The organism is Candidatus Stoquefichus massiliensis AP9 (genome assembly GCF_000455285.1).
Lineage (GTDB): Bacteria > Bacillota_I > Bacilli_A > Erysipelotrichales > Coprobacillaceae > Stoquefichus > Stoquefichus massiliensis.
The window spans coordinates 270522-284888 of record NZ_HG005285.1 but is presented as its reverse complement, the minus strand read 5'-3'; the positions used below and the strand labels follow the sequence as shown (position 1 = coordinate 284888).

At 31.8% G+C, this 14367-nt stretch carries 17 protein-coding genes; all 17 read left to right on the top strand.

Annotation, left to right across the window (positions count from 1 at the left end; genetic code table 11):
- The 17 genes from ftsY to xerC all read left to right on the top strand — a co-directional run bounded on the left by ftsY (window position 1) and on the right by xerC (window position 14314).
- Window positions 1-981 carry a signal recognition particle-docking protein FtsY gene (gene ftsY, locus BN350_RS03645; RefSeq protein ID WP_028042368.1) on the top strand — a complete coding sequence of 327 codons (981 nt, stop codon included), beginning with the start codon at window positions 1-3 and terminating at the stop codon, window positions 979-981.
- A gap of 1 nt (window position 982) precedes the next feature.
- Window positions 983-1312: a YlxM family DNA-binding protein gene (ylxM, locus tag BN350_RS03640; protein WP_028042367.1), complete on the top strand. Its 330-nt coding sequence runs from the start codon at window positions 983-985 to the stop codon at window positions 1310-1312.
- Window positions 1313-1324: 12 nt separating this feature from the next.
- Window positions 1325-2716: a signal recognition particle protein gene (gene ffh / locus BN350_RS03635; protein WP_028042366.1), complete on the top strand. Its 1392-nt coding sequence runs from the start codon at window positions 1325-1327 to the stop codon at window positions 2714-2716.
- 199 nt (window positions 2717-2915) lie between these two features.
- The gene (locus BN350_RS03630) at window positions 2916-3695 is read left to right on the top strand and encodes a hypothetical protein (protein WP_028042365.1); all 780 of its coding nucleotides are present in this window, start codon (window positions 2916-2918) and stop codon (window positions 3693-3695) included.
- Window positions 3696-3955: 260 nt separating this feature from the next.
- A complete protein-coding gene (locus BN350_RS21240) occupies window positions 3956-4102 on the top strand; it encodes a hypothetical protein (RefSeq protein ID WP_231385228.1) in 147 nt (48 codons plus the stop codon).
- A 207-nt stretch (window positions 4103-4309) separates the two neighbouring features.
- Entirely contained in the window at window positions 4310-4594 is a 285-nt protein-coding gene (rpsP, locus tag BN350_RS03620; RefSeq protein ID WP_028042364.1) for a 30S ribosomal protein S16, read from the top strand.
- Window positions 4595-4608: 14 nt separating this feature from the next.
- Window positions 4609-4860, top strand: coding sequence for a KH domain-containing protein (locus BN350_RS03615; protein ID WP_028042363.1), 252 nt, complete (start codon window positions 4609-4611; stop codon window positions 4858-4860).
- Window positions 4861-5226: 366 nt separating this feature from the next.
- A complete protein-coding gene (gene rimM / locus BN350_RS03610) occupies window positions 5227-5730 on the top strand; it encodes a ribosome maturation factor RimM (protein WP_028042362.1) in 504 nt (167 codons plus the stop codon).
- Window positions 5720-6439 (top strand): tRNA (guanosine(37)-N1)-methyltransferase TrmD, encoded by a 720-nt coding sequence (trmD, locus tag BN350_RS03605; RefSeq protein WP_028042361.1) that lies wholly within the window; start codon window positions 5720-5722, stop codon window positions 6437-6439. Before rimM ends, trmD begins: the two co-directional genes overlap by 11 nt.
- Before the next feature lie 111 nt (window positions 6440-6550).
- Window positions 6551-6901 (top strand): 50S ribosomal protein L19, encoded by a 351-nt coding sequence (gene rplS / locus BN350_RS03600; RefSeq protein ID WP_028042360.1) that lies wholly within the window; start codon window positions 6551-6553, stop codon window positions 6899-6901.
- Window positions 6902-6976: 75 nt separating this feature from the next.
- On the top strand, window positions 6977-7525 hold the full coding sequence (gene lepB, locus BN350_RS03595) for a signal peptidase I (RefSeq protein ID WP_049945505.1): 549 nt from the start codon (window positions 6977-6979) through the stop codon (window positions 7523-7525).
- 87 nt (window positions 7526-7612) lie between these two features.
- The gene (gene ylqF / locus BN350_RS03590) at window positions 7613-8482 is read left to right on the top strand and encodes a ribosome biogenesis GTPase YlqF (RefSeq protein ID WP_028042358.1); all 870 of its coding nucleotides are present in this window, start codon (window positions 7613-7615) and stop codon (window positions 8480-8482) included.
- A complete protein-coding gene (locus BN350_RS03585; RefSeq protein ID WP_044600096.1) occupies window positions 8467-9093 on the top strand; it encodes a ribonuclease HII in 627 nt (208 codons plus the stop codon). Before ylqF ends, BN350_RS03585 begins: the two co-directional genes overlap by 16 nt.
- A gap of 96 nt (window positions 9094-9189) precedes the next feature.
- Entirely contained in the window at window positions 9190-9954 is a 765-nt protein-coding gene (gene dprA, locus BN350_RS03580) for a DNA-processing protein DprA (RefSeq protein ID WP_028042356.1), read from the top strand.
- Between the two features lie 49 nt (window positions 9955-10003).
- Window positions 10004-12079, top strand: coding sequence for a type I DNA topoisomerase (topA, locus tag BN350_RS03575; RefSeq protein ID WP_028042355.1), 2076 nt, complete (start codon window positions 10004-10006; stop codon window positions 12077-12079).
- 44 nt (window positions 12080-12123) lie between these two features.
- Entirely contained in the window at window positions 12124-13416 is a 1293-nt protein-coding gene (gene trmFO, locus BN350_RS03570; RefSeq protein ID WP_028042354.1) for a methylenetetrahydrofolate--tRNA-(uracil(54)-C(5))-methyltransferase (FADH(2)-oxidizing) TrmFO, read from the top strand.
- Window positions 13409-14314 carry a tyrosine recombinase XerC gene (xerC, locus tag BN350_RS03565; protein WP_028042353.1) on the top strand — a complete coding sequence of 302 codons (906 nt, stop codon included), beginning with the start codon at window positions 13409-13411 and terminating at the stop codon, window positions 14312-14314. Before trmFO ends, xerC begins: the two co-directional genes overlap by 8 nt.
- Window positions 14315-14367: the final 53 nt, after the last annotated feature.

Sequence of the window (14367 nt, the reverse complement as noted above, 5' to 3'; positions counted from 1 at the left end):
ATGGGATTTTTTAATAAGATTAAAGAAGCGTTGGTTGGTAATTCTGCCAAACAGAATGATAAATATGTTGCAGGTTTAGATAAGTCAGGTTCATCATTATCTTCAAAGATTAATGAATTAGCAGCAAGATATCGTGAATTGGATGATGATTATTTTGAAGAATTAGAGAATATTTTAATTATGAGTGATGTTGGTGTATCAATGGTTATGACAATCATTGATGAAATCAAAAAGGAAGTTCGCCTGCAGAATATTAAAGATCCACAAGCTATTAATGATATTATTGTTGATAAGATGTTTGTTATTTATGCTAATGATTCTTATATGACAACAAAGATTAATTATGATGATAATGATTTAACTGTTATTTTAATGGTTGGTGTGAATGGCGCAGGAAAAACCACAACAATAGCTAAATTAGCGCATATGATGCAAACTGAAGGAAAATCAGTGATGGTTGCAGCAGGAGATACATTTAGAGCTGGGGCGATTGATCAGTTAGCTGTTTGGGCAGATCGTTTAGGGATTGAATGTATTAAGGGAAAAGAAGGTGGAGATCCTTCATCTGTTGTCTTTGATGCATTGAATCAAGCTAAGGAAAAAGGCGTTGATGTCTTAATTTGTGATACAGCAGGTCGTTTACAAAATAAGGTTAATCTGATGAATGAATTAGAGAAGATGAATCGTATTATTAAACGTGTTGTGCCTGATGGGCCACAGGAAACTTTGTTAGTTATTGATGCAACGACAGGTCAAAATGGTGTATCTCAAGCTCAGGAATTTTCTAAGATTACTGATATTACTGGTATTGTTTTAACAAAGATGGATGGGACTGCTAAAGGTGGCATTGTTTTATCAATTAAAGATACGTTAAATATACCAGTAAAATTTATTGGTTTAGGTGAAAGTATGGATGATTTACAGGAGTTTGATCTAGAACAATATATTTATGGTTTATGTAAGAACTTGATGGAGGAATAAGATGGAGTCAAGTTTAGAAAAGAAACAGCGTGTTAATCTTTTAATGGATTGTTATGTTGATTTATTAACTGATAAACAAAGAGATTATTTATCTTTGTATTATCAGGAAGATCTTTCTTTATCGGAAATTGCTGAAGATCTAAATGTTTCTAGAAATGCTGTTTATGATAATTTAAAAAGAGCAGTGGCATCTTTGGAAGATTATGAAAAGAAATTACATTTACTAGAGAAACATATGCAAAGATTAGATTTGATTTCAAGAATTGAATCTGAACAAGCAACAACGAATGAACAATTAAATGATTATTTAGAAATGTTAAAGAATATATAGGAGGGTGCATTTATGGCTTTTGAATCTCTTTCAGAAAGATTACAAGAGAGTTTAAAGAAAATCAGGGGACAAGCAACGTTAACTGAAGACAATATGGATGAGATGCTTCGTGGGATAAGATTAGCATTACTTGAAGCTGATGTTAACTTTCAGGTTGTCAAAGAATTTATTGCAAATACAAAGGAAAAAGCATTAGGACAGGATGTTCTTGGTTCTTTAAAACCAGGACAGGTTGTTGTGAAGATTGTCCATGATGAATTGGTTGATTTATTAGGAACAACAGTAAGTGAATTAGATTTATCAAAAACACCAACAGTGATTATGATGGTTGGTTTACAAGGTTCAGGGAAAACAACAACATCAGGGAAAATTGCAAAATTAATTACAAATAAATATGGAAAAAAACCACTGTTAGTTGCTGCTGATATTTATCGTCCAGCAGCTGTTGATCAGTTAAAAACATTAGGACAACAATTGGATATACCTGTTTTTGAAAAGGGAACAGATATCAAAGCTGAACAAATTGTCAGTGAGGCAATGGAGTATGCTATTAACAATCGTCATGATGTTGTCATTGTCGATACAGCTGGACGTTTACATATTGATGAACCTTTAATGCAAGAATTACAAAATATAAAGGATATTGTTCGACCAAGTGAAATATTATTGGTTGTAGATGCTTTAACAGGACAAGATATTGTCAATGTGGCACAATCATTTAATGATCATTTAGGGATTACAGGAGCGGTATTAACGAAGTTAGATGGTGATTCACGTGGTGGTGGAGCTTTATCTGTACGTCATATAACACATGTGCCAATTAAGTTTATTGGGACTGGTGAAAAATTAGATGCTATTGATTTGTTCTATCCTGATCGTATGGCTGATAGAATCTTAGGAATGGGGGATGTTGTTTCTTTAGTAGAGAAAGTTCAAGATGTTTATGATGAAAAAGAAACAATGAAAACTTTTCAAAAGATGCAGCAAGGTACATTCGGTTTAGATGATATGCTTGATCAGATGCATCAAATGCGTAAACTAGGACCTTTATCAGGAATCTTGAAAATGATTCCAGGAATGCCAAAAATGCCTGAAATCAATGATGAAGATACTGATAAGAAATTAAAGATGACAGAATCTATTATTTATTCAATGACAAAACAAGAACGCAGTCATCCAGAGATATTAAATGCCAAACGTAAAGAAAGAATTGCTAAGGGCTGTGGACGTAGTGTAGCAGATATTAATCGTTTATTAAAACAATTTGAGCAATCACGTTTAATGATGAAGCAAATGGGAAATCTTGATCCTGTGACAGGTATGCCTACACAAAAGCCTAAACAGAATATGTCATTTAATCCTAATCGTAAAAAAGAAAGACATAAGAAGAAAAAGAAAAGATAATTTTGTGTTGAATCTTAATTTCATAGTGTTTTAGATTTAACAATAACCCTTGTTAAAATAAGAAATTATATAAGTACTGATGTAAAAGAAAAGAGAAAGATACCTAGTTATCTTTCTCTTTTCTTTAGAAAGTCTTTATAAACATCTCTCATCAATCTTTGTTTATATCTTGTACAATAGAGATAAGGAGGTGGAAAGTATGAAGAAATTTTTATCAATAATTGGTTTATTTATGTTTATATTTACTTCAGCATGTTATTGTTATTTGCATATAGTCAAGCGTATTGATGGAGAATCATTTCAATATACACAATTAGATTTGTTAGCTGTTGGTGATAGTAATCTTTATAGTGCTTTTTCACCACGCCTATATTATCAATTATATGAGTCAGAAAGTTATGTTATGGCTAATCCTAATCAAACTATTTCTGAAACATATCTTTATTTAAAAGAATTTTTAGAACATACAAAGCCACATATGGTTTTATTTGAAGTGAATCCATTATATTGTTCTCATAATAAGGAACATCTCCAGCATCTTTCATTTGAGCCTGTCGAATATATGCAATCTATTGAGCAACGTAAAGACTATCTTGATGGTTATGGCTTTTATGAAAGCCAAAAATGTATTCCTTATCTGCTAGGAAATTATATGAAGCCTACAAAAACAATACAACCAATGAGTCAAACAGCACAACAATACTTTGAAGAAATTGTAAAATTATGTCAAACCTATCAAGTTCAGCTTATCCTCTTATCTGTTCCTTCTGCTATTGATTGGTCTATGCCTAAACATAATCAAGTCAGTTATTTAGCGAATCAATACAGTTTAACATATATTGATTTGAATCTATCTTCAGATGTCAATATACATTGGTTGACTGATTCAAGAGATGGAGGTATCCATTTAAATAATAATGGTGCTATAAAAGTAACAACATTAATAGGGGAAATATTGAAAGATGTTATAGTATCATAAATATAGAAAGTTTGATTTATGAATAACAAAGACTCTTTGACAGATTGTAATCTCAAAAATATGAATCACTTTTTATATTCTTGTGCTTAAATAGAGTCATATAGAAAGATATCAAAAAATAATAAAATGGGTTATTGCTGATGAAAGTTATTATCCTGTTTTAAGAAGATAGTCTTGTGAAAAATCTATATAAAAAGTTAAAAATATGGTGTTAGAACGTTTTGGAAAAGATATTTTTATTGCATTAGCATCGATAGAAAATGAAACATAAGAGCAATGATTCTATTATTGTAATAGTGAGAGAATGGTTTATTGTCTATGGAGAAGGTATCAATTTAGGCTATTTTGGAAGAAAAGAAAATCATAGTATTGCTGAGAAGTTAAAAATGGATTTTCTGAATGGATAGATATTGGGCATAATGATGTCAATGATGAGAATACTATCATTTTATGTGTGAAATGAACAGAGAGCATGTTATTTTCACATGAAACAAGATATGAGTTATAATTGTTGAAATAAAACTTATAAAAATAAGAGTGTTAAGTAAAAATACTTGACAGATGTTATTTTTATGATATGATATGTAGGCAAACAAAAAAATGGAGGTAATATTATGGCTGTAAAGATTAGATTAAAAAGAATGGGTGCTAAGAAGTCACCATTTTATAGAATTGTAGCTGCAGATTCAAGAATGCCTAGAGATGGACGTTTTATTGAACAATTAGGAACTTATGATCCTAGACAAAATCCTGCAGTAGTAACAATCAAGGAAGAAGAAGTTTTAGCATGGTTAAACAAAGGGGCACAACCTTCTGATACTGTGAAAAACATTTTAAGCCAAAAAGGAATTATGAAAAAATTCGCTGAAGCTAAAGATGCTGCCAAAGCTAAGAAATAAAGCTGGTGATAACAGTGGATTATGTAAAAACTTTGCATGATATTGCTAGTGAATTAGTCAGTGATAAAAATAAATTAGAAGTAAGACAAATGCCTTCTTTGGAAGAAGATACAATTGTATTATATGTTTATGCTGCACATGATGATATTGCTAAGCTAATTGGAAGAAAAGGTATGATGGCTAATTCTATTCGTCAATTAATGTCTATTAGCGGACGTTTACATGATAAGAAATTAGATATCAAATTTGAATCTTATGGAGAATAGATGTGATATCACATCTATTTTTTTCTATAAAGAATTTGGATGCATCAAATATTTATGATATATATTTGCTTATTGTGATATGATATGGGCGCGGAAGTATCATCAGTTAATAAGCAATATATAAATAAAAGAACTCATGATGATTATTGCTATGGTCATAGTGAATGAAATAATCATCATGAAAAGAGAAATCAGTGTTGTAGAAGAAGCAGATGAGCCGACTTACAGATAATGGATATTATCTGATAAACAGATCTGCATAAGCTATAACATAATCCAGCGGGCAAGAAACTGACTGGATCTGGACTATTGAGATAATAGACCAGTGGAATGATGAAATCATTCCTTTTCTTGAAAGGAGAAAACATGGAACAGGTCATTATTGGTAAAATTGTTAATACACATGGGATAAAAGGTGAATTAAAAGTCAAAGCATCAACTGATTTTATAGAGGAACGTTTTCAGAAAGGACAACATATTTTGATTGATGATGATGGGCAAATGGTTGATATGGTTGTTTTAAAGCATCGTTTTCATAAAGGGCATGTTTTGGTAACGTTTGATGGTTATCAGGATATTAATAAAGTAGAAAAGTATAAAGGATGTATGCTTTATGCTTTAAAAAACTCTGAATTATTAGATGAAGGTGAATATTATATTGGTGATTTAATTGGCTGTGAAGTTTATAATTTAGGACAATTGATTGGAAAAGTAAGTGATGTTCAGTTATATGATCATCATGATGTTTTGGTTGTGGAAGGGAAACAAAGAGTTTTAATTCCTTATGTTGATGCATTTGTTGAAACAGAAGATATTGAAAATAAACGTATTGATGTTCATTTGATTGAAGGTTTTTACAATGAAGATTGATATTTTATCATTATTTCCTGAAATGTTTGATGGATTTTTAAAGACATCGATCATTAAACGTGCTATTGAAACAAATATTGTTGAAGTGAAAATTCATGATTTTCGTGAATTTGCTGATAATAAGCATAAAAAAGTTGATGATTATCCCTATGGTGGAGGGCAAGGTATGGTTTTAATGTGCCAGCCTATTATTGATTGTTTGAAAACAATTGTGACAAAAGATTCATTAGTTATTTTAATGTCACCACAGGGACAGACGTTACATCAATCCTTGAGTCATGATTTATCACAGTATTCTCATTTGGTTTTTATATGTGGACATTATGAGGGGTTTGATGAACGGATTAGGGATTATGTTGATATGGAATTATCTGTTGGCGATTATGTTTTAACAGGTGGAGAACTTGCAAGTATGGTTGTTTGTGATTCAGTGATTCGTTTATTGGAAGGAACTATTCGAGAAGCATCACATACAGATGATTCTTTTAGTGATGGACTTTTGGAATATCCACAATATACACGTCCTTATGAGTATGATGGAAATGTTGTTCCAGAAGTTTTGATGAGTGGGCACCATGAAAATATTAGACGCTGGAGATTAAAGCAATCACTATTAAAAACATATCGAAAAAGACCTGACTTACTTCAAAAGAGAACAATGAGTGAAGAAGAATTGAAAATATTACAGGAAATTCAAAAAAATGATTGATTTTAAATAAAAAAGATGATAAACTAATTCAGTCTTTGGACGCAGAAGCTCCGCTGGTTATCAAACGTATGAACTTCGTAGACTAATTTTTGTGAAGGAGGAAGTCATATTATGAATATGCAATTAGTACAAGAAATTACTAAGAAACAATTAAGAAAAGATATTCCTAATTTTAAAGCTGGGGATACAGTTAAAGTTTATGTAAAAATTCAAGAAGGTGACAAAACACGTACTCAGTTATTTGAAGGTGTTTGTATTGCTAAAAAGGGTGGAGGAATTTCTGAAACTTTTACAGTAAGAAAGATTTCTTACCAAGTTGGTGTTGAAAGAACTTTCCCAATTCATTCACCAATTATTGATAGAATTGAAGTTGTAAAAATTGGTAAAGTACGTAGAGCAAAATTACATTACTTACGTGGATTATCTGGTAAAGCAGCAAGAATTAAAGAAATTCGTAAATAAAAAGCATGGAGAAATTCCATGCTTTTTTTCTAGTTTTTTGAGATGAATAAAGGTATAATAGGAAAAGGTGATAATATGAGTGAAAAGAATAAGAAATGGTTATACCCATTGTTAGAAATGATTGCCGTTATAGCCATTACAATAGGTATTTTTAAATTTGTTGTTATTCCAGTAAGAATTGATGGAATTTCTATGGAAAACACATTACATGATCAAAGTATAGCAATGATTAATGCAATTGGAGTGAGTGAAGAGAATATCCATCGTTTTGATGTTGTGGTGATTTATAGTGAAGCATTAAAAGAAAAGATTATTAAAAGAGTCATTGGAATGCCTGGAGATACAGTAGAGTTTAAAGATGATATCTTATATATTAATAATCAGCAGATGAATCAGGATTTTTTAGATCAGGATTTTGTAGATGAATCAAAAATAACATATAATGCTCAGAATTTTACTGATGATTTTAAGGTGACGGTTAGTGATGAAGAGTATTTTGTAATGGGTGATAATCGTTTACGATCTACGGATTCTAGGGATTTAGGTACTTTTAGAATCAATGATATTATTGGGGTAAAAGGATTGGTTATTTTTCCATTTGATGAGATTCAATGGATTCAATAGAAATCGTTCTATAGTATGATTCATCCTAAAAAATAATGTAAATATGTTAACAAGTATAGTCAAGATAGAGAGTCATAGGAGGTAAAGATGGCACAGATTCAATGGTTTCCAGGTCACATGGCTAAGGCAAGAAGAGAAATTAGTGAAAGAATGAAAGTTATTGATATTGTGATTGAATTGGTGGATGCGAGAGCGCCTTATTCATCAAAGAATCCAATGATTAATGAAATTATAAAAAGTAAACCGAGGTTAATCGTTTTAACAAAGAAAGATATGGCTAATGAATCTATGACTGCCAAATGGGTTCATTACTATGAGTCATTAGGATATCAGGCCATGAGTGTTAATTTAAAGAATTTTAATGAATATCAGAAGATTATTGAAAAATGTCGAACTGTCTTAAAACCAAAGATGGATAAAGAATTATCAAGGGGGTTAAAACCAAGAGCCATACGTGCTATGGTTTTAGGAATACCAAATGTTGGTAAATCAACATTTATCAATAAATTAGCGAATCGTAAAGCAACAGTAACTGGTAATAAACCAGGGGTTACAAAAGCTCAACAAATTATTCGCGTAGATAAGGATTTTGAATTATTTGATACACCGGGTGTCCTATGGCCTAAATTTGATGATGAACATGTTGCGAAAAATATTGCTTTATTAGGATCAATTAAACAAAGTATATTACCTTTAGATGATTTATTTATAGATGCCATTAAGTTTATTACATTACATTATCCAGAATTGCTTCAACAGCGTTATCAATTAGAAATTGATTTAGAAGATCCTGATTGGGTATTAGATACATTTGATCATATTGCCAAATTACGTAAAATTAAGCCATTAAAAGGTGAAACAGATTACGATCGTGTGATTGAACTCTTTTTTAGTGAAGTCAATGATGGCAGTATAGGAAGAATCACTTGGGAGGATCCATCATGCATCAAAGAGTAGAATACGAACAGGCAGCTTATGCATTAGGAAAGAATTATATTATTGGTTTAGATGAAGCTGGACGTGGCCCTATGGCAGGGCCTTTGGTCGTTGGGGCAGTGATTTTTGAAAAAGGTTATACAAATGATTTGATTAACGATTCTAAGCAGCTTACTGAAGCTCGACGTGAATATTTATATGATGTCATTACTCAAGATGCTTTGGCTTATCAGATTGAAATTATTGAAGTTGATGAAGTTGATCGTTTGAATGTTTATCAGGCAAGTAAAAAAGGGATGCTTGATGCTATAAAGCATATTTCTATTCATCCTGATTATGCTTTAAGTGATGCAATGCCTTTAGGGAATGCTATAGAACATCAAGCTATTATTAAAGGGGATAGTCTATCCATTAGCATCGCAGCTGCTAGTATTCTTGCGAAAGTCACACGTGATCGGATTATGAAAACATATGATTTGATTTATCCAGAATATGGCTTTGCTAAGCACAAAGGTTATCCGACAAAACAGCATAAAGAAGCATTAAAAAACCATGGAGTGACACCTATTCATAGACGTTCATTTCAACCTGTTATTGATGTCTTAAATGAACAATTATCCTTAAAACTCTAAAAATTATACAAAAAAGTATAATTTTTTTATTTTTTTTCAAATAAAAAAAGAAAAATGCGATTTTTTTGCGTATATAAGAAGTAGGAGGATTATTATATGGAAGAATTAGTATTGTATTTTTCATTAAAGTATGAAGGGAATTTTCAAAGCATTTACAATGCATTATTAAGAAAGGAGACAGTTGATGAAAATTTGAGATGTGAATTGAAAAAGAAGTTGAAATGTTCATATACGACAATTTTTAGCGATGATTATCCAGAAGCATTAAAACTGATTAATTGTCCACCATTTGTGTTGTATTATTATGGTGATTTATCTTTGGTCAAAAAGAAATTAATCGGTATTGTTGGAATGCGAGATATGAGTGACTATGGTAAGAAAGCAACACAGCATTTTACATCTGAATTAGTGAAGTCTGATTATGTCATTGTAAGTGGAATGGCTCGCGGTGTTGATACAGTGGCACATAAGAGTGCTATCGAAAACAAAGGAAAAACAATTGCTGTTTTAGGAACAGGTATAGAATATTGTTATCCTAGGGAGAATAAGGTATTGTATGAGGAGTTAAAGGCTCATCATCTTGTTTTAAGTGAGTATCCAGATATGACAGCGCCTCAAAAGAAGCTCTTTCCGTTTCGTAATCGTATTATTGCGGGACTTTCACAGAAAATTATGATTAGTGAAGCCAGAGTGAAAAGTGGGACAATGATAACAGCAGGATATGCTTTAGAACAAGGCAAAGATATTTATTGTGTTCCTGGACGTTTTGATGATTTTGATGGCTGTAATGAGTTAATTAAACAAGGAGCAAAATTAATAACAAATGTGCAGGATATTATAGAAGATGAAGATTTTGGTTGACAAAATCAAAAAAAGACTTAATAATAGAAAAAACGTAGGAGGTAAAATCATGGGTAAGAATTTAGTGATTGTCGAATCACCTTCAAAATCAAAAACAATAGAAAAATATCTTGGTGCTGATTTTGAAGTGACTTCTTCAAAAGGACATATAAGAGACTTAGCTACAACTGGAAAAGGTGGGCTAGGTGTAGATATAGAAGATGGTTTTAAACCAAACTATGTCGTTAATAAAGAGAAAAAAGACGTTGTGAAGGATTTAAAGAAATGTGTTAAAGATGCTGACTATGTTTATCTGGCAACTGACCCTGACCGTGAAGGAGAAGCAATTTCATGGCATTTGGCAGAAGTTTTAGGTTTGGATCAGACATTAACAAACCGTGTTGTATTTAATGAGGTAACAAAGGATGCTGTTATTGATGCTTTGAATCATCCACGTACAATTGATCAGAATCTTGTGAAATCACAAGAAACAAGACGTGTATTAGATAGAATTATTGGATTTAAGCTTTCCAAACTTTTACAAAAGAAGATTAAATCTAAATCAGCTGGACGTGTGCAATCTGTTGCATTAAGATTAATCTGTGAAAGAGAAAAAGAAATTGAAGCATTTATACCAGAAGAATACTGGCGAGTTAAAGCTTTATTTGAAAAAGATGATATTTCTTTTGAAGCAGAACTAGCCAAATATCAGAATAAGAAAATTGAATTAAAGAATGCCGAGGAAACTAATCAAGTCTTTGAATCATTAAATAAAGAATTTATTGTCTCTGATGTGAAAAAGACACAAAAGAAACGTGCATCTAAGCCACCATTTATTACATCGACATTGCAGCAGGAAGCATCATCTAAATTAAATTTTAAAGCCAAAAGAACAATGATGATTGCTCAAAAGTTATATGAAGGTATTGATATTGGAGATGAAACTGTTGGTTTAATTACTTATATGAGAACGGACTCTATTCGTTTATCAGATACATTTATAGATGAGGCGAAACATTATATCCAAGAAAAATATGGAAAAGATTATGTTGGAAGTGTCAAAGTTTCTAAGAAAAAAGAAAATGTTCAGGATGCTCATGAAGGTATTCGTCCAACAAGTGTTATGCGTACTCCTGAAAGCATGAAAGAATATTTAACTGCTGATGAGTTTAAACTGTATTCATTGATTTATGCACGTGCTGTTGCTTCATTAATGGCACCTGCTAAGCTTAATGCAACAACATTAGCATTAGATAATAATGGTTATGAATTTAAAGCAAGTGGTTCAGTCATTGCTTTTGATGGGTATTTAAGAGTTTATAGTGCTTATGAAAAACAAACAGATGAATTTTTACCAGAAGTCAAAACTGATGAAAAACTGTTAAGTCAGGATATTCAAAAATCTCAGCACTTTACAAAACCACCAGCAAGATATACAGAAGCTAAATTAATTAGAGAATTAGAAGAATTAGGAATTGGACGTCCAAGTACTTATGCAAGTATACTTGATACAATTGTGACAAGACAATATGTTGAAATGATTGATAAAGCATTCAAACCTACTGATTCTGGTGTTTTAACAAATGAGAAGTTAGTCCAATTCTTTGATAGTATTATTAATGTTGAATACACTGCTCAAATGGAAAAAGAATTAGATGAAATAGCTGAAGGTGAAGATGATTATGTTCATGCTTTAACAACTTTTGAAGAAAAGTTTGAACCATTGCTAGAAGTTGCATATGATAAAATGGAACAGATTCAGCCAGAAAAAACAGGAGAACAATGTCCTGAATGTGGTGGCGATTTGGTTATCCGTAAGGGAAGATATGGTACTTTTGTAGCATGTTCTAATTATCCAACATGTAAATATGTGAAAAAAGAACCTGAAGAAATTGAATATACTGGTGAGACATGTCCAAAATGTGGGAGTCCAATGATCTTTAAGAAAGGACGTTTTGGAAAATTTGAAGCATGTTCTAATTATCCAGAGTGTAAGTATATTAAAAATGAGAAGAAAAAAGCAGAACCAGTAATGACTGATGAAGTTTGTCCAAACTGTGGGAGTCCAATTGTCATTAAAAAAGGTCGTTTTGGTGAATTTAAAGCATGTTCTAATTATCCAAAGTGTAAAACAATACTTAAGTAAAAAAGCCCGTTAATGGGCTTTTTAGATGAAAGAGGGATGAAGTAATGAAAAAAGTCAATGTTATAGGTGCTGGATTAGCAGGGGTTGAAGCAACATATCAGTTAATTCGTCAGGGCATATCAGTATGTTTATATGAAATGCGACCAGTTAAATCAACAGAAGCTCATAAAACAGATTATTTTGCGGAATTGGTTTGTTCTAATTCGTTAAGAGCTGATGGGTTAAATAATGCAGTTGGTGTGTTAAAAGAAGAAATGCGTATGAATGATAGTTTAATTATGAGATTTGCCAGAGAACATCAGGTTCCTGCTGGTGGTTCTTTAGCTGTTGATCGTATTGGCTTTTCTAAAGCCATTACAGAATATATTTTATCTCATCCTTTGGTTGAAGTGAAACATATGGAAGTCAATCATATATTGGATGGACCAACAATTATTGCCTCTGGACCTTTAACAAGCACGCCGTTATCTCATGCTATTCAAGAATTATTAAAAGAAGATTATTTTTATTTTTATGATGCAGCAGCACCAATTATCACAAAAGAAAGCATTAATTTTGAAAAAGCTTATTTTAAATCAAGATATGATAAAGGAAATGCTGAATATATCAATTGTCCAATGAATGAAGAAGAATTTGATCAATTCTATGATGCATTAATCCACGCTGAAGTGGTGAAACCTAAAGAACATGAAGAAAAGTTCTTTGAAGGCTGTATGCCATTTGAAGAAATGGCAAGACGTGGTAAACAAACATTATTATTTGGTCCTATGAAACCAGTTGGCTTAGAAAAAGATGGTGGGAAAAGATCACATGCTGTCGTACAGTTAAGACAAGACAATGCGATTGGAACACTCTATAATATTGTAGGATTTCAAACACATTTAAAATGGGGTGAACAGGAGCGTATTATTCATATGATTCCCGGATTAGAAAATGCTCATATTGTGCGTTATGGAGTGATGCATCGAAATTGCTTTATTTGTTCACCGAAGTACTTATTACCAACCTATCAGTTTGTTGGACGAGATGATTTGTTTTTTGCTGGTCAAATGACAGGTGTTGAGGGATATGTTGAATCAGCTCAAAGTGGAATGGTTGCTGGTATGAATATGGCACGCTTGTTACAAGATAAAGAATTACTTGTTTTTCCTCGTGAGACAGTCATGGGATCACTGGCTTATTATATTACTCATGGGAGTGAAACTGATTTTCAGCCTATGAAAGCAAACTTTGGTATATTGCCTGATTTTGAAACACGCATTAAAAAGAAGGAAAGAAAAGCAGCTTATGCAAATCGTGCTATTGAAGCCATGAAGGGATTTATGAATCATGAATGATTTTCATAAGCAATTAAAAGATTATTTGGATTTTTTAAAATATCAGAAAAACTATTCTGATTTAACGATTACTGCTTATCAAAGAGATATTGAACATTTTCTTCTTTATTTAAGAACGGAAGGTATTGAAAGTTTAGATGCTGTTGAATATGTTTTTTTAAGAGGCTATTTAACCCAGCTATATCAGGAAAATCTTTCAGCCAAGACAATCAATCATAAAATGAGTAGTTTAAGAGGATTTTATCGTTATTTATTAAATCAGGAACTGATTCATGATAATCCCTTTTTACTGATTGATTCTTTAAAAGAACCACAAAGAAACCCAGATTTTCTCTATATAGATGAAATGACGGATTTATTAGATAGCATTGAAACCAACACACCATTGGGTCGTCGCAATCAGGCGATGTTAGAATTAATGTATGCTTCAGGTTTACGCTGCAGTGAAGTCGTAGAACTCACAATCCCACAAATCGATTTTTACAGACATCTCTTACTCATTCATGGAAAAGGACAAAAAGATCGTTATGTTCCTTTTCATGATTATGCAGCCCAATGTCTCAAAGATTATATGGAAACAGATCGCCTAGAATTAATGGCTAAAAAACATTTGGATCATCAATATGTATTTGTAAATAAGTTCGGTGGAAAAATGACAAATCGTGGTATTGAAGATATTGTGAATCGTGTGACTCAAAAATATGATGCAACCAAAAAAATTCATCCCCATACATTCCGACATTCATTTGCTACTCATTTATTAGAACAGGGTGTAGATATCCGTGTTGTTCAGGAATTATTAGGACATAGTCATCTCTCAACAACACAAGTTTATACACATATTACGAATCAGCATTTGAAAGAAGTTTATGATCATGCTCATCCTCGTAACAAATAAGTTTGAAAAAAATATTGACGAATTCAATTGAAAATGCTAATATACTACTGTTG

Excerpts from the sequence above, each read along its gene's own strand:
- rplS (WP_028042360.1), top strand. The coding sequence starts at position 6,551 with ATGAATATGCAATTAGTACAAGAAATTACTAAGAAACAATTAAGAAAA.
- rpsP (WP_028042364.1), top strand. The coding sequence starts at position 4,310 with ATGGCTGTAAAGATTAGATTAAAAAGAATGGGTGCTAAGAAGTCACCA.
- ftsY (WP_028042368.1), top strand. The coding sequence starts at position 1 with ATGGGATTTTTTAATAAGATTAAAGAAGCGTTGGTTGGTAATTCTGCC.
- xerC (WP_028042353.1), top strand. The coding sequence starts at position 13,409 with ATGAATGATTTTCATAAGCAATTAAAAGATTATTTGGATTTTTTAAAA.
- trmD (WP_028042361.1), top strand. The coding sequence starts at position 5,720 with ATGAAGATTGATATTTTATCATTATTTCCTGAAATGTTTGATGGATTT.
- BN350_RS03585 (WP_044600096.1), top strand. The coding sequence starts at position 8,467 with ATGCATCAAAGAGTAGAATACGAACAGGCAGCTTATGCATTAGGAAAG.
- ylxM (WP_028042367.1), top strand. The coding sequence starts at position 983 with ATGGAGTCAAGTTTAGAAAAGAAACAGCGTGTTAATCTTTTAATGGAT.
- BN350_RS21240 (WP_231385228.1), top strand. The coding sequence starts at position 3,956 with ATGAAACATAAGAGCAATGATTCTATTATTGTAATAGTGAGAGAATGG.
- topA (WP_028042355.1), top strand. The coding sequence starts at position 10,004 with ATGGGTAAGAATTTAGTGATTGTCGAATCACCTTCAAAATCAAAAACA.
- ylqF (WP_028042358.1), top strand. The coding sequence starts at position 7,613 with ATGGCACAGATTCAATGGTTTCCAGGTCACATGGCTAAGGCAAGAAGA.
- lepB (WP_049945505.1), top strand. The coding sequence starts at position 6,977 with ATGAGTGAAAAGAATAAGAAATGGTTATACCCATTGTTAGAAATGATT.
- dprA (WP_028042356.1), top strand. The coding sequence starts at position 9,190 with ATGGAAGAATTAGTATTGTATTTTTCATTAAAGTATGAAGGGAATTTT.
- ffh (WP_028042366.1), top strand. The coding sequence starts at position 1,325 with ATGGCTTTTGAATCTCTTTCAGAAAGATTACAAGAGAGTTTAAAGAAA.
- rimM (WP_028042362.1), top strand. The coding sequence starts at position 5,227 with ATGGAACAGGTCATTATTGGTAAAATTGTTAATACACATGGGATAAAA.
- BN350_RS03630 (WP_028042365.1), top strand. The coding sequence starts at position 2,916 with ATGAAGAAATTTTTATCAATAATTGGTTTATTTATGTTTATATTTACT.
- trmFO (WP_028042354.1), top strand. The coding sequence starts at position 12,124 with ATGAAAAAAGTCAATGTTATAGGTGCTGGATTAGCAGGGGTTGAAGCA.